22 protein-coding genes and 1 pseudogene are annotated in these 25,881 nt (G+C 71.8%); 13 read left to right on the forward strand and 10 right to left on the reverse strand.

Translation table 11 applies throughout. From position 1 onward, the window contains the following. Positions 1-3: 3 nt before the first annotated feature. The 4 genes and pseudogenes from AB0761_RS15495 to AB0761_RS15510 all read right to left on the reverse strand — a co-directional run. Positions 4-2,730, reverse strand: a complete 2,727-nt coding sequence (locus AB0761_RS15495; RefSeq protein WP_377274126.1) for a SpoIIE family protein phosphatase — start codon at positions 2,728-2,730, stop codon at positions 4-6. Positions 2,731-3,021: 291 nt separating this feature from the next. After that, entirely contained in the window at positions 3,022-5,727 is a 2,706-nt protein-coding gene (locus AB0761_RS15500; protein WP_377269592.1) for a SpoIIE family protein phosphatase, read from the reverse strand. Positions 5,728-6,182: 455 nt separating this feature from the next. Then, positions 6,183-6,584 carry an NUDIX domain-containing protein gene (locus tag AB0761_RS15505; protein ID WP_377269594.1) on the reverse strand — a complete coding sequence of 134 codons (402 nt, stop codon included), beginning with the start codon at positions 6,582-6,584 and terminating at the stop codon, positions 6,183-6,185. 274 nt (positions 6,585-6,858) lie between these two features. Next, positions 6,859-7,290, reverse strand: a pseudogene (locus tag AB0761_RS15510) (RpiB/LacA/LacB family sugar-phosphate isomerase); the annotation flags it as partial. A gap of 250 nt (positions 7,291-7,540) precedes the next feature. Here AB0761_RS15510 and AB0761_RS15515 point away from each other — a divergent pair. The 8 genes from AB0761_RS15515 (at position 7,541) to AB0761_RS15550 (ending at position 15,803) form a co-directional block, all read left to right on the forward strand. Next, positions 7,541-9,064, forward strand: a complete 1,524-nt coding sequence (locus AB0761_RS15515; protein WP_377269595.1) for a cellulase family glycosylhydrolase — start codon at positions 7,541-7,543, stop codon at positions 9,062-9,064. Positions 9,065-9,322: 258 nt separating this feature from the next. Continuing rightward, positions 9,323-11,719 (forward strand): protease pro-enzyme activation domain-containing protein, encoded by a 2,397-nt coding sequence (locus tag AB0761_RS15520; protein WP_377269596.1) that lies wholly within the window; start codon positions 9,323-9,325, stop codon positions 11,717-11,719. Between the two features lie 208 nt (positions 11,720-11,927). Next, positions 11,928-12,920: a hypothetical protein gene (locus AB0761_RS15525; protein ID WP_377269597.1), complete on the forward strand. Its 993-nt coding sequence runs from the start codon at positions 11,928-11,930 to the stop codon at positions 12,918-12,920. A gap of 178 nt (positions 12,921-13,098) precedes the next feature. Further along, entirely contained in the window at positions 13,099-13,872 is a 774-nt protein-coding gene (locus tag AB0761_RS15530; RefSeq protein WP_377269598.1) for a carbonic anhydrase, read from the forward strand. A gap of 367 nt (positions 13,873-14,239) precedes the next feature. Next, positions 14,240-14,509, forward strand: coding sequence for a type II toxin-antitoxin system Phd/YefM family antitoxin (locus tag AB0761_RS15535; RefSeq protein ID WP_377269600.1), 270 nt, complete (start codon positions 14,240-14,242; stop codon positions 14,507-14,509). Beyond that, complete coding sequence (locus tag AB0761_RS15540) at positions 14,502-14,765, forward strand: type II toxin-antitoxin system RelE/ParE family toxin (protein ID WP_319175132.1); 264 nt, start codon at positions 14,502-14,504, stop codon at positions 14,763-14,765. Before AB0761_RS15535 ends, AB0761_RS15540 begins: the two co-directional genes overlap by 8 nt. A gap of 311 nt (positions 14,766-15,076) precedes the next feature. Beyond that, entirely contained in the window at positions 15,077-15,346 is a 270-nt protein-coding gene (locus tag AB0761_RS15545) for a type II toxin-antitoxin system Phd/YefM family antitoxin (RefSeq protein ID WP_377269602.1), read from the forward strand. After that, a complete protein-coding gene (locus AB0761_RS15550) occupies positions 15,336-15,803 on the forward strand; it encodes a type II toxin-antitoxin system VapC family toxin (RefSeq protein ID WP_377269604.1) in 468 nt (155 codons plus the stop codon). The genes AB0761_RS15545 and AB0761_RS15550 overlap by 11 nt, the downstream gene beginning before the upstream one ends. A 151-nt stretch (positions 15,804-15,954) precedes the next feature. Here AB0761_RS15550 and ychF read toward each other — a convergent pair whose 3' ends face one another. Further along, a complete protein-coding gene (gene ychF, locus AB0761_RS15555; protein ID WP_377269605.1) occupies positions 15,955-17,028 on the reverse strand; it encodes a redox-regulated ATPase YchF in 1,074 nt (357 codons plus the stop codon). A gap of 240 nt (positions 17,029-17,268) precedes the next feature. Here ychF and AB0761_RS15560 point away from each other — a divergent pair, with 240 nt between their 5' ends. Further along, positions 17,269-17,808 carry a DUF6542 domain-containing protein gene (locus AB0761_RS15560; RefSeq protein WP_377269606.1) on the forward strand — a complete coding sequence of 180 codons (540 nt, stop codon included), beginning with the start codon at positions 17,269-17,271 and terminating at the stop codon, positions 17,806-17,808. A gap of 72 nt (positions 17,809-17,880) precedes the next feature. Here AB0761_RS15560 and ppgK read toward each other — a convergent pair whose 3' ends face one another. Beyond that, the gene (ppgK, locus tag AB0761_RS15565; RefSeq protein ID WP_377274128.1) at positions 17,881-18,621 is read right to left on the reverse strand and encodes a polyphosphate--glucose phosphotransferase; all 741 of its coding nucleotides are present in this window, start codon (positions 18,619-18,621) and stop codon (positions 17,881-17,883) included. 85 nt (positions 18,622-18,706) lie between these two features. Then, positions 18,707-19,693 (reverse strand): 4-hydroxy-3-methylbut-2-enyl diphosphate reductase, encoded by a 987-nt coding sequence (locus AB0761_RS15570; RefSeq protein WP_377269607.1) that lies wholly within the window; start codon positions 19,691-19,693, stop codon positions 18,707-18,709. Positions 19,694-19,764: 71 nt separating this feature from the next. Here AB0761_RS15570 and xseA point away from each other — a divergent pair, with 71 nt between their 5' ends. From xseA to AB0761_RS15585, 3 genes are all read left to right on the forward strand, one after another. Further along, entirely contained in the window at positions 19,765-20,979 is a 1,215-nt protein-coding gene (gene xseA / locus AB0761_RS15575; RefSeq protein WP_377269609.1) for an exodeoxyribonuclease VII large subunit, read from the forward strand. Between the two features lie 32 nt (positions 20,980-21,011). Further along, positions 21,012-21,266, forward strand: coding sequence for an exodeoxyribonuclease VII small subunit (locus AB0761_RS15580; protein WP_377269611.1), 255 nt, complete (start codon positions 21,012-21,014; stop codon positions 21,264-21,266). A gap of 108 nt (positions 21,267-21,374) precedes the next feature. Continuing rightward, positions 21,375-21,986, forward strand: coding sequence for a malonic semialdehyde reductase (locus AB0761_RS15585; protein WP_377269613.1), 612 nt, complete (start codon positions 21,375-21,377; stop codon positions 21,984-21,986). Between the two features lie 273 nt (positions 21,987-22,259). Here AB0761_RS15585 and AB0761_RS15590 read toward each other — a convergent pair whose 3' ends face one another. Further along, positions 22,260-22,787 carry a DUF4245 domain-containing protein gene (locus tag AB0761_RS15590; RefSeq protein ID WP_377269615.1) on the reverse strand — a complete coding sequence of 176 codons (528 nt, stop codon included), beginning with the start codon at positions 22,785-22,787 and terminating at the stop codon, positions 22,260-22,262. 137 nt (positions 22,788-22,924) lie between these two features. On the opposite strand from AB0761_RS15590, the gene glpX reads away from it, so the two are divergent. Then, positions 22,925-23,965 carry a class II fructose-bisphosphatase gene (glpX, locus tag AB0761_RS15595; protein ID WP_377269616.1) on the forward strand — a complete coding sequence of 347 codons (1,041 nt, stop codon included), beginning with the start codon at positions 22,925-22,927 and terminating at the stop codon, positions 23,963-23,965. Between the two features lie 115 nt (positions 23,966-24,080). Here glpX and AB0761_RS15600 read toward each other — a convergent pair whose 3' ends face one another. Continuing rightward, the gene (locus AB0761_RS15600) at positions 24,081-24,494 is read right to left on the reverse strand and encodes a WhiB family transcriptional regulator (protein WP_377269617.1); all 414 of its coding nucleotides are present in this window, start codon (positions 24,492-24,494) and stop codon (positions 24,081-24,083) included. A gap of 521 nt (positions 24,495-25,015) precedes the next feature. Next, positions 25,016-25,717 (reverse strand): DUF1707 domain-containing protein, encoded by a 702-nt coding sequence (locus AB0761_RS15605; protein WP_377269619.1) that lies wholly within the window; start codon positions 25,715-25,717, stop codon positions 25,016-25,018. Positions 25,718-25,881: the final 164 nt, after the last annotated feature.

Below are 25,881 nucleotides of genomic sequence, written 5' to 3' on the forward strand. Positions count from 1 at the left end.
GGATCAGGCCCGACTGGGCGAGGCCTGCGGCAGGGCCAGCTCAAACCAGACGATCTTGCCCTTGGGCGTGCGCCTGCTCCCCCACCGCTCGGCGAGCAGGCTGACCAGCTGGAGGCCGCGGCCGCCCTCGTCGGTCTCCTGGGCACGGCGCTGCCGGGGCTGGGCGTAGCCGTTGTCCCAGACCTCGCAGACCACGGTGGTGTCGCGCAGCAGTCGCAGTCTGATGTCGCCACTGCCGTGCCGCAGTGCGTTGGTGGCCAGTTCGCTGACCAGCAGCTCGGTGGTGTCGACCAGATCGTCCAGACCGCGGGCCAGCAGCCAGCCAATGGCCAGCTCGCGGGCACGGGCCACCGAGGTGGGCTCCGGAGGCAGCCGCCAGTCGCCGACCGCCTCGTCCGGCAGTGCCTGGATGCGGGCCATGACCAGGGCGATGTCGTCCTCGCCGTGGTGCGGGTCCAACTCGCCGAGGACATGGTCGCAGAGGTCCTCCAGGCCGCGGCTGGGCCCGGACAGCGCCTGGCGGAAGGCCTCCAGGCCCTCCTCCAGCTGGTGTTTGCGGGACTCCACCAGGCCGTCGGTGTAGAGGCCGAGCAGCGCGCCGTCGGGCAGTTCGACCTCCACCTCCTCGAAGATCTCGCCACCGACACCCAGCGGCAGGCCCGGCGGCACGTCCAGCATCAGGGCGTCCTCGCCCGGGGCCAGCAGCACCGGGGGCAGATGGCCGGCGTTGGCGATGGTGCAGCGCCGGGTCACCGCGTCGTACACCGCATAGACACAGGTGGCCAGGTAGACCTCGGAACCGCCGCTCGACTCGCGTACGCCGGGGTCCGCGGGCACACCCTGCTGGCGGCCCATCAGCAGCGGCTGGTGCTGGCCGAAGGGCGAGGGCCCGCTGCCCAGGGAGAGCTGGGAGGTGCCGGAGCCGTCGCCCAGCCCGCGGGCGATCTCGTCCAGTGCGGTGAGCACCTCGGCCGGGTCCAGGTCCAGCATGGCCAGGGTGCGTACCGCGGTGCGCAGTTGGCCCATCGCGACGGCGGCGCGCAGACCGCGGCCCATGACGTCGCCGACCACCAGGGCGGTGCGGTTGCCGGGCAGCGGGATCACATCGAACCAGTCACCGCCGACCTCGGTGCCGCTGCTGCCGGGCAGATAGCGGCAGGCGATCTCCAGTCCGCTGGCCGCCGGGTTCCCGGGGGGCAGCAGACTGCGCTGCAGGATCAGGGCGCGCTCGTGCTCGCGGCGGTACAGGCGGGCGTTGTCGACGCAGACCGCGGCGCGGGCCACCAGCTCCTGGGCGATCACCACATCGCGCTGGTCGAAGGGCTCGCTGCCCTTGGCGCGGGACAGCTGGACCAGGCCCAGCACCACATTGCGGGCGACCAGCGGCACCACCAGGGTGGAGCGCACCAGCGGGTCGGGGTGGCTGTCGGGGATGACGCTGCGGCCGGTGCGCAGCGCCTTGGCGTGCGGGGAGCCGGGCGGGTAGCAGAACGTGCCGCCGACCCGGGCGGACTCCGCGGCGCGCGGCACCCCGGCGACCGCGGGAGCGCCGCCGACGGCGCTGGACACGGCGACCCGGCGCAGCTCACCGGCCCCGTCGGCGGGGCCGGCCGGTCCCCCCGTGCCGATGGGGGCGGTGTCGCCGGTCAGCAGCGCCGAGTAGAGGTCCACCGAGGCGACGTCGCAGAACCGCGGGACGACCACGTCGAGCAGTTCCTTGGCGGTGGTCTCCAGGTCGAGGGTGGACCCGATGTGGGCGCTGGCCTCGTTCAGCAGGGCCAGATTGCGGCGGACGCTGGCGGCCTCCCGCTCGTCGCGCTGGCGGCGGGTCACATCGGAGATCTGGCCGGCCACGCCCATCGGCCGGTCGTTGGCGCCGACCAGCCGGTACAGCGACACCGACCACTTGCGGGCGCCGTCCCGCTTCGGCGCGGGACCGGTGAAGCGCATGTCGACGACGGCTTCGCCGCTCTCCAGCACCTGCCTGAGGGCGACCGTGAGCCGGTCCGCCTCGGTTCTCGGGAAGATGTCGGAGGGCCGGAGGCCGTGCAGGTCCTCGGGGTTGAGGCCGATGCCTGCCGCGAAGGCGTCATTGACCCGCTGCAGCCGCAGGTGCCGGTCGAAGAGAAAGAATCCGGTGGGAGTCTGACCGAAAACAGCCTCTGATGCGGCCAGATCGGTCTCGATCCGCCTCAGCTTGCGCAGATCCACCGCCAGGCACACCGCCCCGCCGGCGTCGCCCTCGGTGCGGGACGGCATCAGATAGACCTCGGCGACGCCCTCGCCGCCGGCCGCCTCCCGGTAGGGAGCGGTGCCGACCCACTCCTCGCCCGCCAGGATGCGCTCCAGCTGCGCCCGCCCGGCCCGCCACAGCCCGCGCGGCATCAGCACGGTCACCGGATCGGCGCCCACCGCCTCCTCGGCGGCCACACCGAAGAACTCGGCGGCACGGTCGCTCCACTGGCTGATCAGGCCGTCGGCGCCGATCGCAAAGGCCGCCACCCGGATGTAGTCGTAGATGGAACCCGGCTCGCCCTGGCCCTGCTCGGCGTGCGCCCACGCCGGTTCCTCCGCCGCCGACGCCGGCCCGGGCACGCGCACCCCGGTCTGGGACCGCTCACCGCCGCGCACCGGCGTCCTCCTGCCCTTGTGCCCGCTCCGGCTCTGCTCCGCCCGGCCGTTCAGGCCCGGCAGCGCACCGCTGCCCGACAACGCATCCCGCGCCGGCATGTCGCTCAACGAACCGACTCCCCTTCGCCGGGCCGGACTCCACCGTCTCCCGATCGGCCAGGGCAGCCACCCGGGGGCCGGCACCACGAGTATTCATCATCGCGGCCGTGTCGCCCATGCCCTCGATGTCACAACATCAAATCGGGCGAGGGATTTTGCCCACGCCCCTCGCCCACCGCTGCCACCTGCCAACACTCCCCCGTCCTGGCCGTCCTCACGGCCCGGAGTACGCATTCCGCAGCCGTTCGGCTCACCGGCCCCCAGTGGGCCCCTACCACTCTTGCGTGCGGCTCACACCCGGCGGACCGGAAGGGGCAGTTCCAGCCACACGACCTTGCCGGGCCCCTCCGAACGGGTCCCCCAGCGCAGCGCCAGCCGCCGGACCAGCTCAAGTCCGCGCCCGCCCTCGTCCGTTCCGGCGGCCCGCCGTTCCACCGGCGGCTGCGGCAGCGGGTCGGAGACCTCCAGCAGCAGCGTCCTCTCACACACCATCAGCCGCAGTCCGATCGGCGCGGTGGCGTACCGCACCGCATTGGTCACCAGCTCGCTGGTCAACAGCTCGGCGGTGTCCGCCAGTTCCTCCAGCTCCCAGTCCTTCAGGGTGGCCCGGGTCAGCCGGCGGGCCCGGGCGGCCGCGCTCGGTTCCCCGGGCAGCGTCCAGCCGGCGGTCAGCTGCGAGGGACTGCGGCCCAGCCGGGCGAGCAGCAGCGCCACATCGTCCGGCTCACGGCCCTGGTCGACGATGCCCAGCACCGCCTCGCAGGCCTCCTGGATGGAGGCGTGCGGCTTCTCCAGCACATCCTGCAACCGGGCGAGCCCCTCGTCCAGATCCCGGTCGCGCGACTCCACCAGGCCGTCGGTGCAGAGCGCCAACAGACTGCCCTCGGGAATTTCCAGCTCCACGGACTCGAAGGGCACCCCGCCGACTCCCAGCGGCGCACCCGAGGGCAGATCCAGCACCCGGGTGCTGCCGCCCGGCAGCGGACCCGCCCCGGGGACGGTCACCACGGCCCCCTCGGCCGGCACCACCAGCAGCGGGGGGATATGGCCCGCCTTGGCCAGCACACAGCGCCGGGTCGCCGGGTCGTACACGGCATAGACGCAGGTGGCGATGAGCGCCTCGTCCGGTCCCTGCACCAGGTCGTCGGCGAGCTGGTGGACATGGTCGAGCAGCACCGCCGGCGGCAGGTCGAGGCCGGCCAGGGTCCGTACGGCGGTGCGCAGCCGCCCCATGGTGGCGGCGGCCCGCAGACCGTGTCCCATCACATCGCCGACCACCAGGGCGGTGCGGGCGCCGGGCAGCGGGATCACATCGAACCAGTCGCCGCCGACCTCGGCGCCGCTGCTGCCGGGGACATAGCGGTAGGCGACCTCCACCCCGGGCGGCTGGGGCACCTGCTGCGGCAGCAGGGTGCGCTGAAGGGTGACGGCCGCGGCCCGCTCGCGGGCGTACAGCCGAGCGTTGTCCAGCGAGCTGCCCGCCCGGTCCGCCAGCTCGACCGCGAAGGCCAGATCGTCGCGGTCGAAGGCCTCCCGGCGGCCGGCGCGGCTGACCACCAGCAGGCCGATGACGATGCCGCGGGCCCGCAGCGGCACCACCAGCATGCAGTGGATGCCGAGGTCCAGGGCGACCTGGACCCGCGGGTCGCCGGGATAGGTGCTGTTCTCCAGCTCCGCCGGACTGCAGAGCATCCGGGGCACACCGGTGCGCAGCGCCTCCCCGAAGACCGAGTCGTCGGTGAACTCCACCGGTGATCCCCGCCGCAGCATCGCCCGTACCTGCGGACCCTCCTCCACCGAGGCGACGCCCAGCTGCACCAGCGCGGTGTTGCGGCTGTGCTGGTGGCGGGGCAGGTCGTCGCCGGAGGCCACCGCCTGGAGCAGGATCACCCCGGAGTAGTCGGCCAGCCGGGGCACCACGGCCGCCGCCAGTTCCTGGGCGATCCGGGAGGCGTCCAGCAGGTCGCCGACCCGGGAGCCGAACTCGTTGAGCAGGGCGAGCCGCCGCCGGGCGTGCTCCACCTTGGCCACCGCCCGATAGCGGTCGGTGACATCCATGACCATGCCGGCGATGCCCAGCACCTTGCCCGAGCGGTCGGTCAGCCGGCTGTAGGAGATCGAGCGGTAGCCGGGCCGGCGGGCGCTGGGCGAGGCGACCGTGACATCGACGATGGGCTCGCCGGTGGCCAGCACCTCGCGCTGGATCGCGGACACCTCGTCGGCCGCGCGCTCGGGCAGCACCTCACCGGTGGTGCGCCCGATGTGCTCCTCGGGCGGCACCCCGTTCATCCCGGCCAGCATGGCGTTGACGCCGACATAGCGCAGCTGGGTGTCCAGCACCGCGATGCCCAGCGCCGCCTGCTCGAAGAGGGCGTCGCGGGTCGCCAGGTCCCGTTCCACCGCCTCCAGGGCGGCCGCCTCGGAGAAGGCCAGCTGGAGAAAGGGCACCCCGTCGCCGTCGACCAGCAGCGAGATCCGCAGGTCCACCGTGATCTCATTGCCGTCCCGGTCGCTGGCCGTGGTCCGGCCGCGCCAGCTGCCGGTGCGGATGGCGTGGTCGTACGCCTGGCGGGCACGGTGGGCCCGGTCGGGGGCGACCATCACCTCCTCCAGGCGGCGGCCCACCAGATGGTCGCTGGGCCAGCCCAGCAGCCGTTCGGCGGCGGGGCTCCACAGCACCACCCGGCCGGCCGTGTCCAGCAGCGCGACGGCGATCTGGACCACGTCGAGGAGCCCGCCGGCCGTCTGGGCGCCGTCGGTGCCGGAGGGCGTGACCGCGCCGGGGAACCGCGCCGGGGTGCGGCTGCGCACACCGGGCCCGGGCGGCGACTCCCGCCGGACACCGGCGGCCTCGGCCGGAGCGGGAAGACGGCGGGTCGCGGCGGGACCACCGCGGGCGGCACGGGCGCGACGCAGCAGGGCCCGCGCCGAGGCGCCGCCCCGCCGGTACGGGCGGCCGCCCGACCGCTCGCCCCAACCGTTGTCCGCGCTCGACACCGAAGGGCCCTCCGGCTCACTGAGGCACCGCCCCGACGCCAAGCTGCTGTTCGGGGCCATACGGATCGGATCCCGCGGCCGCAGACCCCCTGCATGCTGCGGCCAGATAGTGACATACCCGCCTCAAACCCGGCCTACCCAGGCGTACGGGTCATCTTTCGCCACCCGTCACAGTGGTGCTCCACCGCCCCGCAGCGATCAGGCCCTCCCGGCCGGGCACGACGACGGCTCCGGCCGACCAGTGCGGCCTGCGGCGGTCTCGGCCGGCACCGGCACCGGCACCGCGTGCCCGCCCGGCCCCTCGGCCTCGGGCAGGATCCGCAGGCGCTCCGCAGCGCCCGGTCGGCGCGCCGCACCGACGGGAGCCTGCCGTGTGCCGGTACGGCGAGCAGCAACTGATCAACCGTCAGAGACGGGTTCTGCTCCGGAGGCAGGACGCACATCCGGGGTGCGGCTCAGTCCAGTTCGCCCGCTGCCCTGAGGTCGTCGAAGAGCAGCTGGTCGACCGGGGGGACCCGGTCCCGGTCGGCATAGCCCAGCCAGGCGATCTCCTCGATCTCGCTGCTGGCGGCCGGCGTGCCCCGGTAGTCGCCGGCATAGCAGCTCATCCGCACCACCACGCCGTCGGAATGGCCGTGGGCCTGGGCCTCATAGGTGCCGACATGGGAGACGGTCTCCGGCAGCAGGGCCACCGCCAGCTCCTCCTCGACCTCACGCAGCAGAGTCTGCAGATCGCTCTCCGCACCCTCCCGCTTCCCGCCGGGGATGTAGAAGAGGTCCTTCCCCCGGGAGCGGGCGCAGAGGATCCTGCCGTGCTCCACCCGCACCCATGCCACCGTGTCGATCAGGACCGACATCGCTCTGCCCCCTCGTGTGCGGGAATCCGGTCACGCGGGACCCTACCCGCACCACGATCTTCCGAAGGACCACCAGGCGGGAGCGCGGCGACTCCTAGGACTGCTCCTCGGCGACCCAGTAGAGCTGCTTGTGCCCGCGGGCCTCGAAGACGTCGGCGAGCGCCTGTGCCTCGGCCCGGTCCGCGCAACGGGACACCAGGAAGCGGTTGCCGTTGTCGTCCTGCCGCATGACCAGCCAGCGGGCGGCGGGCCGGGGGTCCACGGGGGTGCCTCCGATGCGGTCGACATGGCCGATGTTCTCCCGGTCCTCGGGCTCCTCGCTCGGCCGGCCGTCGAACCAGGCGTCCAGGATCTCGCCGAGCAACGGGGTCGAGGTGAGCCGCAGGCCCAGCGCCAGCACATTGGCGTCGTTCCGGCGACGGGCGCGGGCGGCGGTGTACGCGTCGGCGCAGAGGGCGGCCCGCACGCCGGGGACCTTGTTGGCGGCGATGGAGGCCCCGGTGCCGGTCCAGCAGCAGACCACGGCCTGGTCGGCGCGGCCCTCGGCGACATCCCGGGCCGCGGCCTCGGCGCCGTACGCCCAGCCGGACTTCTCCTCGGGGTGCAGCGCACCGTGCGGGATGACCGAGTGGCCTCGCCGACGGAGCTCGGCGACCAGTTCGGGGGCGATGCCCTCGTCCATGTCGGAGGAGACAGAGATCCGCATGGGGCGAGCGTAGTCGGGGTCTTGATGGGCGATCGATAACCAGAGACCAATGGGAGCGCTCCCAAAGCCTGCCGGACCTCCGACGGACCGTCAAGAGGTGTGCCACAAGCCTGTGTACGACGGATTTTTTGCCGAAACATTCAACGCTCCAGGGCTGTCATGAACAGGCGACCACGGGCTACCTTGCTGCCGGACCAGTGGGAGCGCACCCACATCCCTGTGCACCTCACCACCCAGAGGAGCAGCTCTCATGCGAGCGCGCACCAGAACCATCATCGCCGCCCTGGCGACAGCCACGGCGGGCGCCGTACTCCCTGCCATCGGGCCGTGGGCCGGCGGCGCGGCGGCGGCCGACTTCGCCTGCGGCGTCACCTACTCGACCAACGACTGGGGCAGCGGCTTCACCGCCAATGTCACCGTGACCAACACCGGTACCGCAGCGGTGAACGGCTGGACCCTGACCTACTCCTACAGCGGCAACCAGAAGCTCCAGCAGGGGTGGAACGGCACCTGGTCGCAGTCGGACAACGTTGTCACAGTCAAGAGCCTCTCCTACAACGGCACACTCGCCGCGGGCGGCTCCGCCAGCGCCGGGGCCAACTTCTCCTACAGCGGCAGCAATGCCACCCCCACCTCCTTCAGCGTCAACGGCGTCGGCTGCAACGGCGCCACCACACCCCCGACCACGCCGCCCACCACCCCGCCCACCACGCCGCCCACCACCCCGCCGACGACCCCGCCGACGACCCCGCCGACCACCGGTGCCCCGCAGGTGCAGGTCTCCGGCAACACCCTGGTGGACGCCTCCGGCAAGGCGATCACCCTGCACGGCGTCAACCGCTCCGGCACCGAGTTCATGTGCGTCCAGGGCCGCGGGCTCTTCGACGGGCCCAACGACGCCGCCTCCGTCGCGGCGATCAAGAGCTGGCACGTCAATGTGGTGCGCGTCCCGCTCAACGAGGACTGCTGGAACGCCCTCTCCGACGTGGACGCCGCCTACAGCGGCACCACCTACCGCACCGCGGTGAAGAACTACGTCGACCTGCTGCACCAGAATGGCATCGCCGCCATCGTGGAGATGCACTGGTCGCACGGCGTCTACTCGGGCAACTCCTCCGCCTGCACCGACGTCAACGCCACCTGCCAGAAGCCGATGCCGGACGCCGACAACGCCATCAGCTTCTGGACGTCCGTGGCGCAGACCTTCAAGGGCGACCGCTCCACCGTCTTCGACCTCTTCAACGAGCCCTATGTGGACCGTGCGGTGTCCGGGTCCACCCAGGCCTGGACCTGCTGGCGGGACGGCGGCAGCGCCTGCCCCGGCCTCAGCTACTCGGTGGCCGGCATGCAGTCCATGGTGAACGCGGTGCGCGGCACCGGCGCGGACAACGTGATCATGCTGGGCGGGCTGGCGTACTCCAACGACCTGACCTCCTGGCTGACCTACAAGCCGTCCGACCCGCTGAACAACCTCGCCGCCTCCTGGCACTCGTACAACTTCAACACCTGCAGCAGCAGCTCCTGCTGGGACAGCCAGATCGCCCCGGTGGCCGCCAAGGTGCCGGTCGTCGCGGGTGAGATCGGCGAGAACGACTGCGCCCATGGCTATGTCGACACCCTGATGAACTGGCTCGACCAGCACAAGGTGTCCTACCTCGGCTGGACCTGGAACAACTGGGACTGCTCCTCCGGCCCGTCGCTGATCACCGGCTACGACGGCACCCCGACCGCCTACGGCCAGGGCCTGAAGAACCACCTCGCCACCCTGTCGTGACCGGTGGCCGCCGGGCCGGGGAGCAGCACACCCGGCCCGGCGGCCGCGCCGTCCGGCCGTATCGGAAATCCATTCACTGTATATCCGACAGGCATTCAGTTCATAAATTGAAAATGAAGACTTGACTGTTCTTTGACAACAAATTGCTGCGGCATTAGCCGCAACGCCTGGAATTTCTGCGAGGTTCAGCACTGCGTTTCCGTCCCGAAGCGCAGAGCCTTTGGCCGGCACCGCGCGCCGGCATCAGGAGGAGCCCTCGTGAAGTCCCGCCACCTCGCCGCCGCCGCGGCGGCCGCGCTGCTGCCCCTCAGCATCGCGGCACTGGGCACGACCCCCGCGTACGCCTCGGCCTCGCCGTCCGCGTCCGCGTCCCGCACCTCGCTGCCGCAGACCCTCTCGCCCGCCGTGGCCCGTTCCCAGGCCAAGGGCGAGGTCGCCGACACCCAGCAGATATCGGTCGCGGTCAGCCTGAAGCTCCGCAACACCGCTGAACTCGACCGCTTCATCACCGCTGTCAGCACCCCCGGTTCGGTGGAGTACGGGCACTATCTGACCCCGGCCCAGTTCGCCGCGAGCTTCGCGCCCAGTGCCTCCGATGTGGAGCAGGTCCGCAGCTATCTGCGCAGCCAGGGCCTGACCGTCACCGGGGTCAGCGCCAACCGCCAGGTCGTGGACGCCACCGGGCCCGCCACCAAGGTGGAGGGCGCCTTCGGCACCCGTGAGCGCACCTATGTGGACCCCGCCGCGGGCAACCGGCACTTCTTCGCCAACGACCGGCCGGCCAGCGTGCCCAGCGACCTCGCCCAGGTGGTCCAGGGCGTCTCCGGCCTGGACGACCACACCGTCCGCCAGGCCACCGCCGCACCGCACGCCACGCCCAGCGGCTACGGCCCGACCCAGTACGACGCGGCCTACCGCTTCAACCAGCTCGGCACGGACGGCACCGGTCAGACCGTGGCGCTGTGGGAGTTCGACGGCTACAAGTCGGCCAACCTCAGCACCTACAACACCCAGTACGGCCTCTCCGGCCCGGCCGCCACCACCGTCTCGGTGGACGGCGCCAACTACGACTCCAGTCCCGGCGACGGCCAGGGCGAGGTCGAGCTGGACAGCGAGATCGTCCGCGGTGTCGCCCCCAAGGCCACCCAGCTGGTGTACGAGGCGCCCAACAGCGACCAGGGCGAGATCGACATGGCCGCCAAGATCGTGTCGGACAACCGGGCCCAGGTGGTCTCCATCTCGTGGGGCTCCTGCGAGCCCGACACCACCCCGTCCTCGATGTCTGCGGTCAACAACTCCTTCATGCAGGCGGCCGCGCAGGGCATCTCCATCTACAGCGCCTCCGGTGACGACGGCTCACGCGACTGCACCCGCTCCACCAGCGGATCCGGTGTGAAGGCCGTGGACTTCCCCGCGTCCAGCCCGTACAACACCGGTGTCGGCGGCACCAACCTCACCCTCTCCGGCGGGGTCTACAGCTCCGAGCGGGCCTGGAGCAGCAGCGGCGGCGGTGTCTCCACCCAGTTCGCCAAGCCGTCCTGGCAGACCGGTACCGCCACCAAGCGGACCGTGCCGGACGTCTCCTCCAACGCCGACCCCAACACCGGCTTCGCGGTCTACACGGCCGGCGGCTGGCAGGTCTACGGCGGCACCAGCGCGGCGGCCCCGCTCTGGTCCGGCTTCAGCGCCCTGTACAACCAGAAGGCCGCGGCGGCCGGCAAGGCCCACCTGGGCGAGGCCAACCCCGCGCTGTACCAGGTCGCCAAGGGGTCCAGCTACTCCACCGCCTTCCATGACGTCACCAGCGGCTCCAACCAGGACTTCTCCACCGCCACCGGCTACGACCAGGTGACCGGCTGGGGCTCCCCGATCGGTGACGGGCTCGCCAACGCCCTGCTCGGCGGCACCGGCGGCACCGGCAACACGGTGACCGTCACCAACCCGGGCAGCCAGTCCGGCACCGTGGGCACCGCCGCCAGCCTGCAGATCGGGGCGTCCGACTCGGCCTCCGGCCAGACCCTCACCTACAGCGCCAGCGGGCTGCCCGCCGGTCTGTCGATCAACTCCTCGACGGGTCTGATCTCCGGCACCCCGACGGCGGCGGGCACCTCCACCGTGACCGTCACCGTCAAGGACGGCACCGGTGCCCTCGGCACCGCCTCCTTCACCTGGACCGTCTCCGGCACCGGTGGCGGCGGTTGCACCGCGGCCCAGCTGATCGGCAACGGCGGCTTCGAGACCGGCTCCGCCTCCCCGTGGACGGCCAGCAGCGGCGTGGTCGACAACAGCTCCGGCGAGGCCGCCCACTCCGGGTCCTGGAAGGCCTGGATGGACGGCTACGGCACCACCCACACCGACACCGTCTCCCAGTCGGTGACCATCCCCGCGGGCTGCAAGGCGACGCTGACCTTCTGGCTGCACATCGACACCAGTGAGACCACCACCAGCACCGCCTACGACAAGCTCACCGTCCAGGCCGGCTCCACCACCCTGGCGAGCTTCTCCAACCTCAACAAGAACACCGGCTACGCCCAGAAGAGCTACGACCTGTCGTCCTTCGCCGGCCAGACGGTGACGCTGAAGTTCACCGGCGCCGAGGACTCCTCGCTGCAGACCAGCTTCGTCTTCGACGACGCTGCCCTGAACGTCTCCTGACGCTCCAGCAATGACCCCGCCGGGGCAGGCTCCTGACTCAGAGGGCCTGTCCCGGCGGTACCACGTCCGGGCCGCGCACCGCCTTCCCGTTCAGGCCGACACCAGACCTCCCTTTGTCGTGAGCATTTTCATACCCTTGACGGGGTGACGCGGCAGGGCCATCTTGCGTACTGTCCGTCCCGTCGAGCGCGTCGGGGGAGGAGTCCGGATGGTCCCTCAGCAACTACCGGCCGGGCCGCCGCTGCGCCTGGTCGAGGACCCGGCCGTGCTGCGGCCGGTCCCCCCGCGCGCCACCGGCACCTTCGCCGAGACGCTGCACTCCGCCGTCGAGGCCAGCGGCCTCAGCCTGGACCGCATCCGGCACACCCTGGCGGCCCGCGGCGTCAGGGTCAGCGTCACCACTCTCAGCTACTGGCGGCGCGGCCGCAGCCAGCCCGAGCGGGCCTCCTCCATGCACGCCGTACGGCTGCTGGAGGACATCCTGGACCTCCCGGCCGGCACCCTCACCGCACTGCTCGGCCCGCCCCGCCCCCGTGGCCGCTGGGCCGCGGCCACTCCGCCGGCCCCGCAGCACCCCGAGGGCCTGGGGGTGGCCGAACTCTGGCCCGGCCAGCACTGGCTGGCCGATGTCTTCGAGGAGCTGGGCGCCACCCCGGGCGACGACCTGGAACGGCTCGCCATCCATGACACCTTCAGGGTGGACATCGCCCGCAGCGAATGCGTGCTGCGGATGAACCAGGTCGTCCGGGCCACCGCCAACGGCGTCTCCCGCTGCCTGGTGGTGCACAGCGCCGACGAGGACACCGACGACCTGCCGCGGATCGGCCCCGTACGCCACGCCCGGCTGGGCCGGGTCCGGCACCGCCCCGAGGCGGGGATCGTCGCCGCCGAGGTCATGCTGGACGCCCCGCTGGGCATCGGCGACACCGCCGTCTTCGAGTACGAGGTCCGGCTGCGCTCCCGCACCCCGGCCACCCAGTACGGACGCCGCTTCGCCGTTCCGGTCCGCCAGTATGTGCTCCAGGTGCAGTTCAACCCCGAGGAGGCCCCGCCGGCCCACTGCTACCGCTATGAGCGCGACCCGGGTGCCGAGACCGACAGCGACCGCCGTCAGCTGTGGCTGGGCTCCTCCCGCAGTGCCCATCTGGTCTCCCTCGACCAGCAGCCCGGCCTGATCGGGATCCGCTGGGAATGGAGCTGACCGGCCGGCCGCCGTCCCACGGGTGTGCGGTGGACCCGGCCGGACCCGCCGCTGTGGGCCGTCGGTGGCCAATCAGCCCGCGCACACGTGCGCCTGCCGCCGGACCGGCTCCGATGCGCTGAACAATCGCCCTGGTCAGGACGTGTGGACATGTCCCAACGGACCAGGAGGACGACCGATGGACAGTACAGGACATCCGGACCGCAGAACCCTGCTCTCCGGCGGGCTGGCCGCCGCCGCACTGGCGCTCACCGGATGCTCGTCGCGCAGCACCGCCCCGGCCGCGGTCGGCGTCCCCTCGGCGGCGGGCACCTCGTCGGCGGCGTCCGACGTCTCCGCGGAGGCGCGGCCCACCACGCCCGCCACGGCACTGGCGCGGCTGATGGAGGGCAACAGGCGCTGGGTGAGCGGAGACCTCCGGCATCCCGACCGGGATCCGACCCGGCGCCAGTTCGTGGCCCAGGAGCAGGAACCGTTCGGCGCGGTCCTGTCCTGCATCGACTCCCGGGTCCCGCCCGAGCTCCTCTTCGACACCGGGCTGGGCGACCTCTATGTGATGCGCACAGGAGGCCAGGCGGTCGGCCCGGTGGTCACCGGCTCGGTGGAGTACGGGCCCATGACCAGCGGCACCCCGCTCATCGTGGTCCTCGGCCACCAGCGCTGCGGCGCCGTCAAGGCGTCGTACACCTCACTGCGCGACGGCAGGCCGCTGCCCGGCAACCTGGAGGCGATCGCCAGAGCTCTGCGTCCGGCGTACGAGCAGGCGGTCAAGGAGGGCGGTGCCGACCCGGTCGAGACCATGACCCGCGCCCAGATCGAACTGACCGCGGCCGACCTGCGGGCCAACCAGGACCTGGCCCCGCTGGTGAGCAGGGGCGCCCTCGCGGTCGTCGGCGCCTACTACTCGCTCGACACCGGGACGGTGGAGATCCTGGCGGGCGCCCCGGCCTAACCCGACGGACGCACCCGGCAGGAGCATCCGGCGCCGCCCTCGCGCCGTGGCCACCCGTCTCGGCGGGGTCCAGGGCCGACCGGGCACGGCATCGGCCAAGGGGCCGGCCTCCGAGAGGCCGGCCCCTACTGATCCGCGCGAATGCCGGATCGGCGGTGCGGTGTCGGTACATCCGCTCACGCGTTGAAGCGGAAGGTTCAGCAGAGGCCCCGACCTGCTAAAACACGGTTCCCGGGGTCCTTGCCCAGCACCGATCCGGCACAGTACAGGTCTGTCCGGCACGTCCGGCCTGCGCGACTGCGGTGAGGGAAGGCCGCCCGTCACGACCGCATTGTGTACACATGCGACACTCGGTACTCTTGAGCGCATGACGCAGCCTCTGCCCACCGAGTCCATCCGAGACGTGCGCGCGCATCTCGCCGAGGTCGTGGAGCGCGCCGATCGCGAGGACGTGCCCACCGTGATCACTCGTCGAGGTAAGGAAGTCGCCGCGGTCGTCTCCATCGAGGTGCTGCGGAAGTACCAGGAGTGGGAAGAGCGCGAGATCAACCGGATCATCGACGAACGCATGGCCAACCCCGCACCCGGCATCCCGATCGAGGACATCATGAGGGAGACGCTGGCGCGCAGTGAGTGAGTACCGAACCGTCTTCCGCCCCGAGGCGCAGGCCGAGCTTCGAAAGATCCCGCGCGAGACGGCGCTGCGCATCCTGGCCAAGCTGACCGAGCTGGAAAGCGATCCGCTCGGCTTCAACACCACCGCACTCGTGTCCCAGCCAGATCGCCGGCGCCTACGGGTTGGCGACTACCGCGTCGTCTACACGATCGACAACGGGGAACTGGTGGTCTGGGTCGTTCACGTGGGGCACCGGTCCACCGTTTACGACACCTGACCACCGCTGACCACACGTCAGAATATCCAGCACCCATCCAGCACGGGGACGACGAAGGGGTCAGGCTCGACAGAGCCCGACCCGTTCTGACGTAACGAATGACGGCCGTCCCTGACCTGCGGCGGATTCCCATTCAGGGCTGTGACCAGGTAATTCATCGTTGGTATGCGTTGGATCCCGCCCGGCGCTTGCGGGTGTCCTGCGGACTGCCTGCGGACTGCCGCCCGGCGAAGGTCCACGCTCTGACGCATCTGCTCGCAGGGGGTAGCACCTGGTGGCACGCCGTGGCATGCCGGAGTACCGTGTGCCATATGGCAGCACAGCCCGAGATCACGCAGCGGGACCTGCGCAACAAGTCAAAAGAGATCATGGACGCCGTCCAGGGTGGGCAGTCGTTCACCGTCACCCGCGACGGCCACCGAATCGGCGAACTCATCCCGCTCCGCCGCCGCAGGCGGTTCGTCTCACGCAGGGAGTTCGCCGCGATGTCCCGCACTGCGCCCGACCTCAGCCTCGACGTGTTCCGCGCCGACCAGGAGGCCACCGCCGACCCATACCTGGGTGATCCCTATGACCGTTGAGCGCCCGAATCACGCCCAGGGCCTGCTCGACACCAACATCGTGATTCTCCGCCGGTGGGTGAATCCCGAGGAACTGCCGGACGAGATGGCGATCACCGCGATCACCCTGGCAGAACTGTCCGCGGGGCCGCACGAGGTGCGCCGGAACGACGAGCAGGGCGACTACGACGAGCACGCCGAACGCGGCCGCCGAATGGATGTGCTCCAACGCGCCGAAAACGAGTTCGACCCGATCCCCTTCGACGCTGAAGCGGCCCGCATCTACGGGCGGATCTGCGCTGCCGTGATCGCCTCCGGTCGCAAGCCGCGCCGCCGGGTGGCCGACCTAATGATCGCCGCCATCGCCATCGCGGAAGATCTGCCGCTCTTCACCACCAATCCCGAAGACTTCAAAGGGCTGGAAGATCTCCTCACCGTCGTACCTGTGTCCCGCCCTCAGGTGCCGCACGAAGGCTGAGAAGCCCGCCGTCATCACCGCCGAACTCGCAAGCTGCACAGCCGGCCTGACGGCGGTCACCCGAAATCCCGGCCCCGCTCCGCGGACCGTTGCGGACCGCGCCGCCGCCTGACCTGCATCAGTGCAGGTCAGGCGATGTCTGGCTGCTTAGTCACACGTTGAAGCGGAACTCCACCACGTCGCCGTCCTGCATCACATAGTCCTTGCCCTCCATGCGGGCCTTGCCCTTGGCGCGGGCCTCGGGGATGGAGCCGCACTCGACCAGGTCGTCGTAGGAGACGATCTCGGCCTTGATGAAGCCCTTCTGGAAGTCGGTGTGGATGACGCCGGCCGCCTCGGGGGCGGTGGCGCCCTTCCTGATCGTCCAGGCGCGGGCCTCCTTGGGCCCGGCGGTGAGGTAGGTCTGCAGGCCCAGGGTGCGGAAGCCGACGTGGGCGAGGGTCGCCAGGCCAGGCTCCTCCTGGCCCATGGACTGCAGCAGCTCCAGCGCCTCGGCGTCGTCCAGCTCGATCAGCTCGGACTCGATCTTGGCATTGAGGAAGATCGCCTCGGCCGGGGCGACCAGGGCGCGCTGGCTGTCCTTGAACTCCTCGTCGACCAGCTCGTCCTCGTCGACGTTGAAGACATAGAGGAACGGCTTGGCGGTGAGCAGGTGCAGCTCCCGCAGCGGCTCGGGGTCCAGGCCGGCGTGGAAGACGGTGTCGCCGGCCTCCAGCACCTTCTGCGCCTGCTCGACGGCGACGACGGTGGCGGCGGTCTCCTTCTTGAGCCGGGCCTCCTTCTGCAGCCGGGGCAGCGCCTTCTCGATGGTCTGCAGGTCGGCCAGGATCAGCTCGGTGTGGATGGTCTCGATGTCGTCCTTCGGGGAGACCTTGCCGTCCACATGCACCACATCCGGGTCGTTGAAGGCCCGGATGACCTGGCAGATGGCATCCGACTCGCGGATGTTCGCCAGGAACTTGTTGCCCAGACCCTGCCCCTCGGAGGCGCCCCGCACAATGCCGGCGATGTCCACGAAGTCCACGGTGGCGGGCAGCTTGCGCTGCGAGCCGAACACCTCGGCGAGCTTGTCCAGCCGCGGGTCCGGGACGCCGACCACGCCGACGTTGGGCTCGATGGTGGCGAACGGGTAGTTGGCCGCGAGCACGTCGTTCTTGGTCAGGGCGTTGAACAGGGTCGACTTGCCGACATTGGGCAGGCCGACGATTCCGATCGTGAGCGACACGTGGCGACTTCCCGTAGAAGAGGGGCTGGGATGCGGCCCTCACCGGACCGATCCACAAGTCTACGGGTCGGCGCGCAGACACGGGCCGCCACTCTTCGGGCGGCAGCGGGAGCCGTCCGTCGGCGTGGCGGGCGCCCCGTTCAGGTCCGGCTGTGCGCCACGCCGAGCGCACGGGTGACATGCGTTTCCGCAGCGTGTCTGTGACAGAGCGTGGCGTTCATGTGACCGTACGTTGGATCCGTGGAGCAGCAACGTACGCACAACAGGCCACCCCGCCCCCGCGGCAGCAACGCCCCCGTCCCCGGCCCGGCCGGGCCGCCGGAGCCGGCAAGCCGGGGGCGGCTGCGACTGCCCCGGGCCAGGCGGCAGCCGGACGGCAGCGGGCCGGGGCGCACCGGCGCCGCGCCCAAGCGGCGGCTCACCGCGGTGGGCACCGGGGTGGTGGCGCTGGCGGCGACCCTGCTGGGCGCGGTGGCGGACAATCTGCTGCTGGGCGGGCTGGGGGTGCTGTTCGGCGTGGTGTACATCGCCGTCTGCTTCCAGCTGGCGGTGCGGGTGCGGCCCGCCGATCTGCCGGCGGCGCCGATCGCCGGGCCGATCGCCTTCGCGCTGGCGCTGCTGGTGTTCGGGCCGACCTCGGGCCAGGGCATCGGCGGCCATGTGATGGGCCTGGCCGGGGGGCTGGCGACCCGCGCCGGATGGCTCTTCGCCGGGACCGGGCTGGCCGCCGCCATCGTGGCCGCCCGCCATCTGGCCAGGCGGCGCTCCCGTACCCGCTGATCCGCTGACCGGCTCATCCGCCGACCGACCGGGCTGCGGGCCCGGTCGGTCGCCGACCCGCCGCCGCCCCGCTCAGCCGAGCTTGGCGGCGGCCATGGCCGCGCCGACGATGCCCGCGTTGTTCTGCAGCTGCGCCGGGACGATCTCGGCGCGGCGCTGCTGCAGCAGCGGCAGGAACTTCTCGTGCTTGCGGCTCACCCCGCCGCCGATGATCACCAGCTGCGGGGAGAACAGCATCTCCACATGGCTCAGGTACTCGTCGACCCGCTCGGCCCACTTGGCCCAGCTGAGTTCGTGCCGCTCACGGGCCGCGGAGGAGGCATGCCGCTCCGCGTCCTTGCCGTTGAGCTCCAGATGGCCCAGCTCGGTGTTGGGGACGAGCACCCCGTCCACGAAGAGGGCGCTGCCGATCCCGGTGCCGAAGGTGAGGGTGATCACCACCCCGCCCCGGTCGCGTCCGGCTCCGAAGGACATCTCCGCGACACCGGCCGCGTCGGCGTCGTTGAGCAGCGCCACGGGCAGACCGAGGGCCTGCTCGAAGTGGTCCAGGGCATCCAGTCCTACCCAGCCCTCGTCCACATTGGCGGCGGTACGGGTGTGGCCGTCCACCACCACCCCGGGGAACGTGATGCCCACCGGGCCCTGACGGCCGAAGTGCTCGACCACCTCGCAGACGGCGTTCACCACCGCCGCCGGGACTGCGGGATGCGGAGTGAGCACCTTGTACCGCTCCTGGGCGAGGTCGCCCCGCACCAGGTCGACGGGCGCGCCCTTGATCCCCGAGCCGCCGATGTCCACGCCGAAGGACTCCACAAGCAACCTCTCTCCGACCACGGGCGGGAATGCGCCGCCCCGCTGCCGGTCTGATACCCGGAGCGGGGCGGCGCCATCCTGCCGATCAGTCCTGGTCGCCGACCTTGCCCGCGGCCTCGGCGCGCAGGTCGCGGCGGAGCTCCTTGGGGAGGGAGAACTGGAGGTGCTCCTCCACCGAGCGGACGGTCTGCACATCGTCGTAGCCACGCGCGGCCAGCCACTCCAGCACGCCCTGCACCAGTACCTCGGGCACCGAGGCGCCGCTGGTGACCCCGACGGTGGTGACGCCCTCCAGCCAGGCCTCGTCGACCTCGTCGGCGAAGTCCACCAGATGGGCGGCGCGGGCGCCGTACTCCAGGCCGACCTCGACCAGGCGCACCGAGTTGGAGGAGTTGCGGGAGCCGACCACGATCAGCAGGTCGGTCTCGGGGGCGATCTGCTTCACCACCACCTGGCGGTTCTGGGTGGCGTAGCAGATGTCGTCGCTGGGCGGGCTGACCAGGGCGGGGAAGCGCTGCTGGAGGCTCCCCACGGCGGCCATGGTCTCGTCGACCGACAGGGTGGTCTGAGAGAGCCAGACCACCTTGCTCTCGTCCCGGACCTGCACCGAGGCGACGTCCTCCGGCCCGTCCACCAGGTGGATCCGCTCGGGGGCCTCGCCCATGGTGCCGATGACCTCCTCATGGCCCTCGTGGCCGATGAGCAGGATGTCGAAGTCCTCCTCGGCGAACCGCACGGCCTCCTTGTGGACCTTGGTCACCAGGGGGCAGGTGGCGTCGATGGTGGCGAGCCTCCCCTGCCGGGCCTCGTCGTGGACGGAGGGCGCGACACCGTGTGCGGAGAAGACCACGATGGAGCCCTCGGGCACCTCCTCCGTCTCGTCGACGAAGATGGCACCCTTCTTCTCCAGGGTCTGCACCACGTACTTGTTGTGGACGATCTGCTTGCGGACGTAGATCGGCGCCCCGTACTGCTCCAAGGCCTTCTCCACCGCGATCACGGCGCGGTCGACACCGGCGCAGTAGCCACGGGGGGCGGCGAGCAGGACGCGACGCTGTGCAGTTGCAGACATGGCTCCATGGTAGAGGGCGCCCTCGAACAGGAGAGGCGGCAGTGTCGTGCCCCGCCGCTAGGCTCGTGGGCATGGCCCTCGACACCTCTGCGGACGCGCCGATCCCGGTAGCCAAGGTCTCCACCCTGATCGGCGGCTGGGTCGACCGGCTGGGCGCGGTGTGGGTGGAGGGGCAGATCACCCAGCTCAGCAGGCGGCCGGGCGCGGGCGTGGTCTTCATGACGCTGCGCGACCCGTCGGAGGACGTCTCCATCACCGTCACCTGCTTCCGCAGCGTCTTCGACCCGGTCGCCGATGTGGTGGCCGAGGGCGCGCGGGTGGTGGTGCATGCGAAGCCGGAGTGGTACGCGGCCCGCGGCACCCTGTCGCTGCGCGCCGCGGAGATCCGCCCGGTGGGGCTGGGCGAGCTGCTGGCACGGCTGGAGCAGCTGAAGCGGCGGCTCGCCGGGGAGGGGCTCTTCGCCGCCGACCGCAAGCGGCCGCTGCCCTTTCTGCCGCAGTGCGTCGGCCTGGTCACCGGGCGGGCGTCGGCGGCCGAGCGCGATGTGCTCGAGAATGCGCGGCACCGCTGGCCCGCGGTCCGCTTCGAGGTGCGCAATGTGGCGGTGCAGGGCACCAGCGCGGTGGCCCAGGTGGTCGCCGCGGTGCGGGAGTTGGACGAGCACCCCGAGGTCGATGTGATCATCGTGGCCCGGGGCGGCGGCAGCGTGGAGGATCTGCTGCCCTTCTCGGACGAGCAGCTGGTCCGTACGGTGGCGGCGGCGCGCACCCCGGTGGTGAGCGCCATCGGGCACGAGCCGGACCAGCCGCTGCTGGACTTCGTGGCCGATCTGCGGGCCTCCACGCCCACCGACGCCGCCAAGCGGGTGGTGCCGGACGTCGGTGAGGAGCTGGCCCGGATCTCCCAGCTGCGGGACCGGGCCCGCCATGCGGTGCGCAGCCGGGTGGAGCGCGAGCAGGCGGGCCTGGCGGCGACGCTCAGCCGGCCGGTGCTGGCGGCCCCGCTTCGGATGGTGGACGACCGCGCGGCGGAGGCGGTGGCGCTGCTGGGGCGGGCCCGGCGCTGTCTGGGCCACCAGCTGGACCGGGCCTCCTCGGACCTGGAGCACACGCTGGCCCGGGTGCTGGCCCTCTCCCCCGCCGCGACCCTGCAGCGCGGCTATGCGGTGCTGCAGCGACCGGACGGTTCGGTGGTGCGCAGCGCCGCCGAGGTGTCGGCGGGCGATGCGCTGCACGCGCGGGTGGCCGAGGGCGGCTTCACGGTGGCGGTCACCGAGTCGGACTGAGTCTGTCGGCCCTTCCCCCTACGCTGGCAGGCATGGCGAACGAGGAGATCCCCGGCGGGCAGGCCCCGGTGGACGATGCGCTGGGGTACGAGCAGGCGCGCGACGCACTGCTCGAGGTGGTGCGGCGGCTGGAGGCCGGCGGCACCTCGCTGGAGGAGTCGCTGGCGCTGTGGGAGCGCGGCGAGCAGCTGGGCAAGGTGTGCCGCCGCTGGCTGGACGGCGCCCGGCAGCGGCTGGATGCGGCACTGGCCGTCGAGGAGGGTGCCGAGGCAGCGCCGGAGGCGTGAGGCAGGTCACCTCGGCCAAGGGGAATCTGTTGAACGTTCACCAATGTTGCGCCGGGGGAGAGCGGCACTTCCGGCCGCTCCTTTCCGGACAACCGAGGTGGAACCCCCATGACGACCGTCGCCCAGGACCTGCTTGCGCTGGACCCCGCTGCACAGGACCTGCTCTTCCGTGAGGCGAGGACGGCCAACACCTTCACCGACGAGCCCGTCACCGACGAGCAGGTGCAGGCCGTCTACAACCTGGTGAAGTACGCCCCGACGGCCTTCAACCAGCAGCCGCTGCGGATTCTGCTGGTGCGCTCGGCGGAGGCCCGGGAGCGCCTGGTGTCGCACATGGCGGATGGCAACAAGGAGAAGACCGCCAAGGCTCCGCTGGTGGCCGTGCTGGCCACCGACCACGAGTTCCACGAGGAACTGCCGAAGCTGCTGCCGCACTTCCCGCAGGCCAAGGACCTCTTCTTCAGCGAGCGTCCGGTCCGCGAGCACGCCGGCAGCTTCAACGCCGCGCTCCAGGTGGGCTACTTCATCCTGGGCATCCGCGCGGCCGGCCTGGCCGCGGGCCCGATGACCGGCTACGACGCCGCGGGCATCAACAAGGAGTTCTTCGCGGACGGCGACCACTCCGTGCTGGCCGTGGTGAACATCGGCCGGCCGGGCCCGGACGCCTGGTACCCGCGGAACCCGCGCCTGGAGTACGACGAGGTCGTCACCACCGTCTGACCCTCCAGCCGGCCGACCCTCCACCCGGCCGACCCTCCGCCGCGAGGTCTGACGTCCGGCCGGGCGTCATCAGGAGCGCGGGGAGCCACCCGACCGGCCCTCCTCGGAGGTGCCGGGTCGCGGCTCCCCGCGCCCCTGGGCGTTCAGCCCGGCGGGGAGCCACGCTCCCGCGGCTCAGGGCTCCGGGCTCCGGGCTCAGGGCTCCGGGAACCACGACCGCGGTTGTGAACGCACAACGGCCCCGCACGGCTCAACGTCCGTGCGGGGCCGTGCTCACTGCTTCAGCGCCTGCACCAGCCGGGCAAGCTCGGTGTAGCTGGCGGTACCGGTGACGGCCGTGGCTGCCCCGTCGGCGTTCCGTACCAGGGCCCGGTAGTGGTCGCCCCGGTAGCGGCTCCAGTCCGCGCCGTCGACGGAGGCGGAGCCGTCCGGCTCACCGCCCTCGACCTGGGCCCGCACCAGCCCGCCGACCGAGTCGTCGCTCTGCTCGATCGCCGCGTAGCTGCCCGAGGGGGTGATGAACCCCAGGTGCCAGGTGGCGTGTCCGTCGTCGTCGGCGCTGTACCGCACCGAGGTGGCCCGCCACTGGGCGGGCAGCCCCTGCGGCGCCAGCACGGGGTAGGGCGCGGCGCGGCGTGCGGTGGCCAGATCGGTGGTGTAGCCGACCGTCTTCACGGGGTCGCCGCCGGAGTGCGGGATGAAGAAGTACACCACCGCTGCCAGTGCGCCGACCGCCAGCAGCGACAGGATCATGTCCCGTACGGTCTGCCGGCCCCTCTTGGTGCTCGTATCGCTCGCCACGCACCCATGGTGACCCATGGCGGGCCGGGCCCCCGCATCCGGGGTGGCCCGGGGCCGGGCCGCAGACACGTCCCGTGCTGCGCGGATACGATCGGATCACCCTCATTTCGGCCGTCGCGTGCAGAGAGGTATCGCTGATGACCGCCCAGAACCACCACAATCTTCCCGCTCCCCTGGAGGTGGCCCCGGAGGCCCCTGACCGCAACCTCGCCCTGGAGCTCGTCCGCGTCACCGAGGCCGCCGCGATGGCCGCGGGCCGCTGGGTCGGCCGGGGCGACAAGAACGGTGCCGACGCCGCCGCCGTCAAGGCCATGCGCACACTGGTGCACACCGTGTCGATGAACGGCGTGGTCGTCATCGGCGAAGGGGAGAAGGACGAGGCCCCGATGCTCTACAACGGAGAGCGGGTGGGTGACGGGACCGGCGCGGAGTGCGACGTGGCGGTGGACCCGGTCGACGGCACCACGCTGACCGCCAAGGGCATGGGCAACGCCGTCTCGGTACTCGCGGTCGCCGACCGCGGCACCATGTTCGACCCCAGCGCGGTCTTCTACATGGACAAGCTGGTGACCGGCCCCGAGGCGGCCGAGTACGTCGACATCACCGCACCGCCGGCGGTCAACATCCGCCGGGTCGCCAAGGCCAAGGGCACCGCGGTGGAGAACATCACCGTGGTGATCCTGGACCGTCCGCGGCATGACGCCCTGGCCAAGGAGGTCCGCGAGGCTGGCGCCCGGATCAAGTTCATCTCGGACGGCGACGTCGCCGGCGCCATCATGGCGGCCCGCGAGAGCACCGGTGTGGACCTGCTGCTGGGCATCGGCGGCACCCCGGAGGGCATCATCGCGGCCTGCGCCATGAAGTGCATGGGCGGTGTGATCCAGGGGCGGCTGTGGCCCAAGGACGACCAGGAGCGGCAGAAGGCCCTGGACGCCGGCCACGACCTGGACCGGGTGCTGACCACCGACGACCTGGTCAGCGGGGAGAACGTGTTCTTTGTCGCCACCGGCATCACCGACGGCGAGCTGCTGCCCGGCGTCCGCTACCGCTCCGAGACGGCCACCACCAGCTCCCTGGTGATGCGGTCGAAGAGCGGCACCATCCGGGAGATCAACTCCACGCACCGGCTGTCCAAGCTGCGTGCCTACAGCGCCATCGACTTCGACCGCGCCAACTGAGCCCACCCTGGCGACCGGCGCGCACTGAGGGGCGCAACGCGACGGCGGGGCCCCGGAGGTATCCGCCTCCGGGGCCCCGCCGTCGCGTATGCCGGTCCCCGCCCGCCGTCACCGGTCACCCGGCAGCCGCGACATGCCCGCGCGGAACGCGCTGCACATCGGCGCGCAGCTCCATCTCGCGGCGCCTGCGGCGCGCCAGCACCACCCGGCGCTCGGCCGCGGTCAGTCCGCCCCACACGCCGTAGGGCTCGGGCTGGGCAAGGGCGTGCTCCCGGCACTCCAGCAGCACCGGGCAGCGGGCGCAGACGCGCTTGGCCGCCTCCTCGCGGGCCAGTCGGGCCGCGGTGGGTTCCTTGGACGGGGCGAAGAACAGTCCCGCCTCGTCGCGTCGGCAGGCGGCCCCGGAGTGCCAGGGGGAGTCGTCACCCGCGCCGTGCTGTCCGTTCTGCTGTCCGTGCTGGCTCGGGCTGAACTGCCCCGGAACGCTCTGGTCGGTGGCGCTCTTCGTGGACTCGATCGGGTGCAGCACGGCGTACTCCTGACGACGGCTCGACGGGGGCTCGTGTCGGTGTGCGTCCGGGCCTTCACGCTCCGCAGTTTCCCCTGGCCGACTTCCAGCCCCTGCGGAACCCCGCGGTCGCACAACAGACGATGTGGAGAGGGAACTACCCGGCCCCCCGCCGATTCATGCACACCGCACGCAGTTGCCGCCCAAGTCGTTGCACGGAATGTCAAGTAGGCGGGCACGGCGTGACGAGGCGTGTGCATGTGGCACATGCGCCGTAACGCGCCGCTCTACGCCCCACCCCGGCTCCAGCGATCTCCAACGGGCCGTTTCCGCAGGACAGCGGGGGCGCAGCGGACACCGCGACCGCCCCCGCGTCCCGGACTCCGCACCCGAGCGGGCCGGGAGAGCGCGGGGCGGCCCGCGCTGCGCCCCCGTGTCCGGCCGGGCCGGATCGTTTCTGCACACACGGCCGAGGCTGCCGGCCGGGCGTCGCACGCCCACCCGGCACCGCCCTGAGGCGCCCAGGGCCTGCCGGACAGGCCCTAGCGGTCCAGCTGCTTGCGGACCCACTCCTTGAGCTGCTTGCCCCGCTTGGGACGGGCCTCCACACCGCTGAAGACCGCCGCGCCGCGGATCCTCACCACGGGGGCGTACGGGTCGTCCGCGGTCTGCTCGCGCACATCGAAGGCACCGAAGACACCCGCGCCGGTGCCGTGCAGGGAGACGTTCTCCGGCACCTTGATGGCCACCCCGCCGAAGACCGCCGTGACGTCGATCAGCACCTCCGGCGACTCGAAGACGGCATCCGTCAGATCGAGTTCCACGCCGCCGAAGACCGCGACCGCCTTGAGGTGCGAGCCCACCCGCCAGCGACCCTTGCGGACGGCGCCGCCGAAGACCGCCACCGCGTTGGGCGAGTAGCTGCGGGCCGGCGGCAGCGGCGGACCTGCCGGGGCGGCCGCGGCGGCCGGCTTGGGGGCGTGCGGCGCCGTGTGCGCCGGCAGGTCCCGGGTCAGCGGTTCCAGCTCTCCGAGCGTCTTGGCGGCGTACGCGGCCTCGATCCGCTCGGCGTGCTCGTCCACATCGAGCCGTCCGTCGGCGAAGGCGTCCCGCAGGATGTCGGCGACCCGCTCCCGGTCGGCGTCGGAGGCGCGCAGCTCGGACTCCGCCGTGGCCGGCTTGGTCATCGGCACGGGCGACTGGGTGCGCTTGGCACTGGGGTCCGGGGCAGAGGAGTTGTCCACGGCCCAAGGGTAGTCAGCGGCGCGGGCGCCGAACAGCCGCCTGTGCGCCACGGCGTGACCCCGGTCACGCAGGCCCACCTCACCCCGGGGGCAGTCGCTGCGGGCATCTAACCTGGAAGGCGCTTCGTCGATGTCGCCGGACACACCCGCAGTCAGTGAGGACC

This window comes from Peterkaempfera podocarpi (assembly GCF_042466665.1).
GTDB classification, from domain to species: domain Bacteria; phylum Actinomycetota; class Actinomycetes; order Streptomycetales; family Streptomycetaceae; genus Peterkaempfera; species Peterkaempfera podocarpi.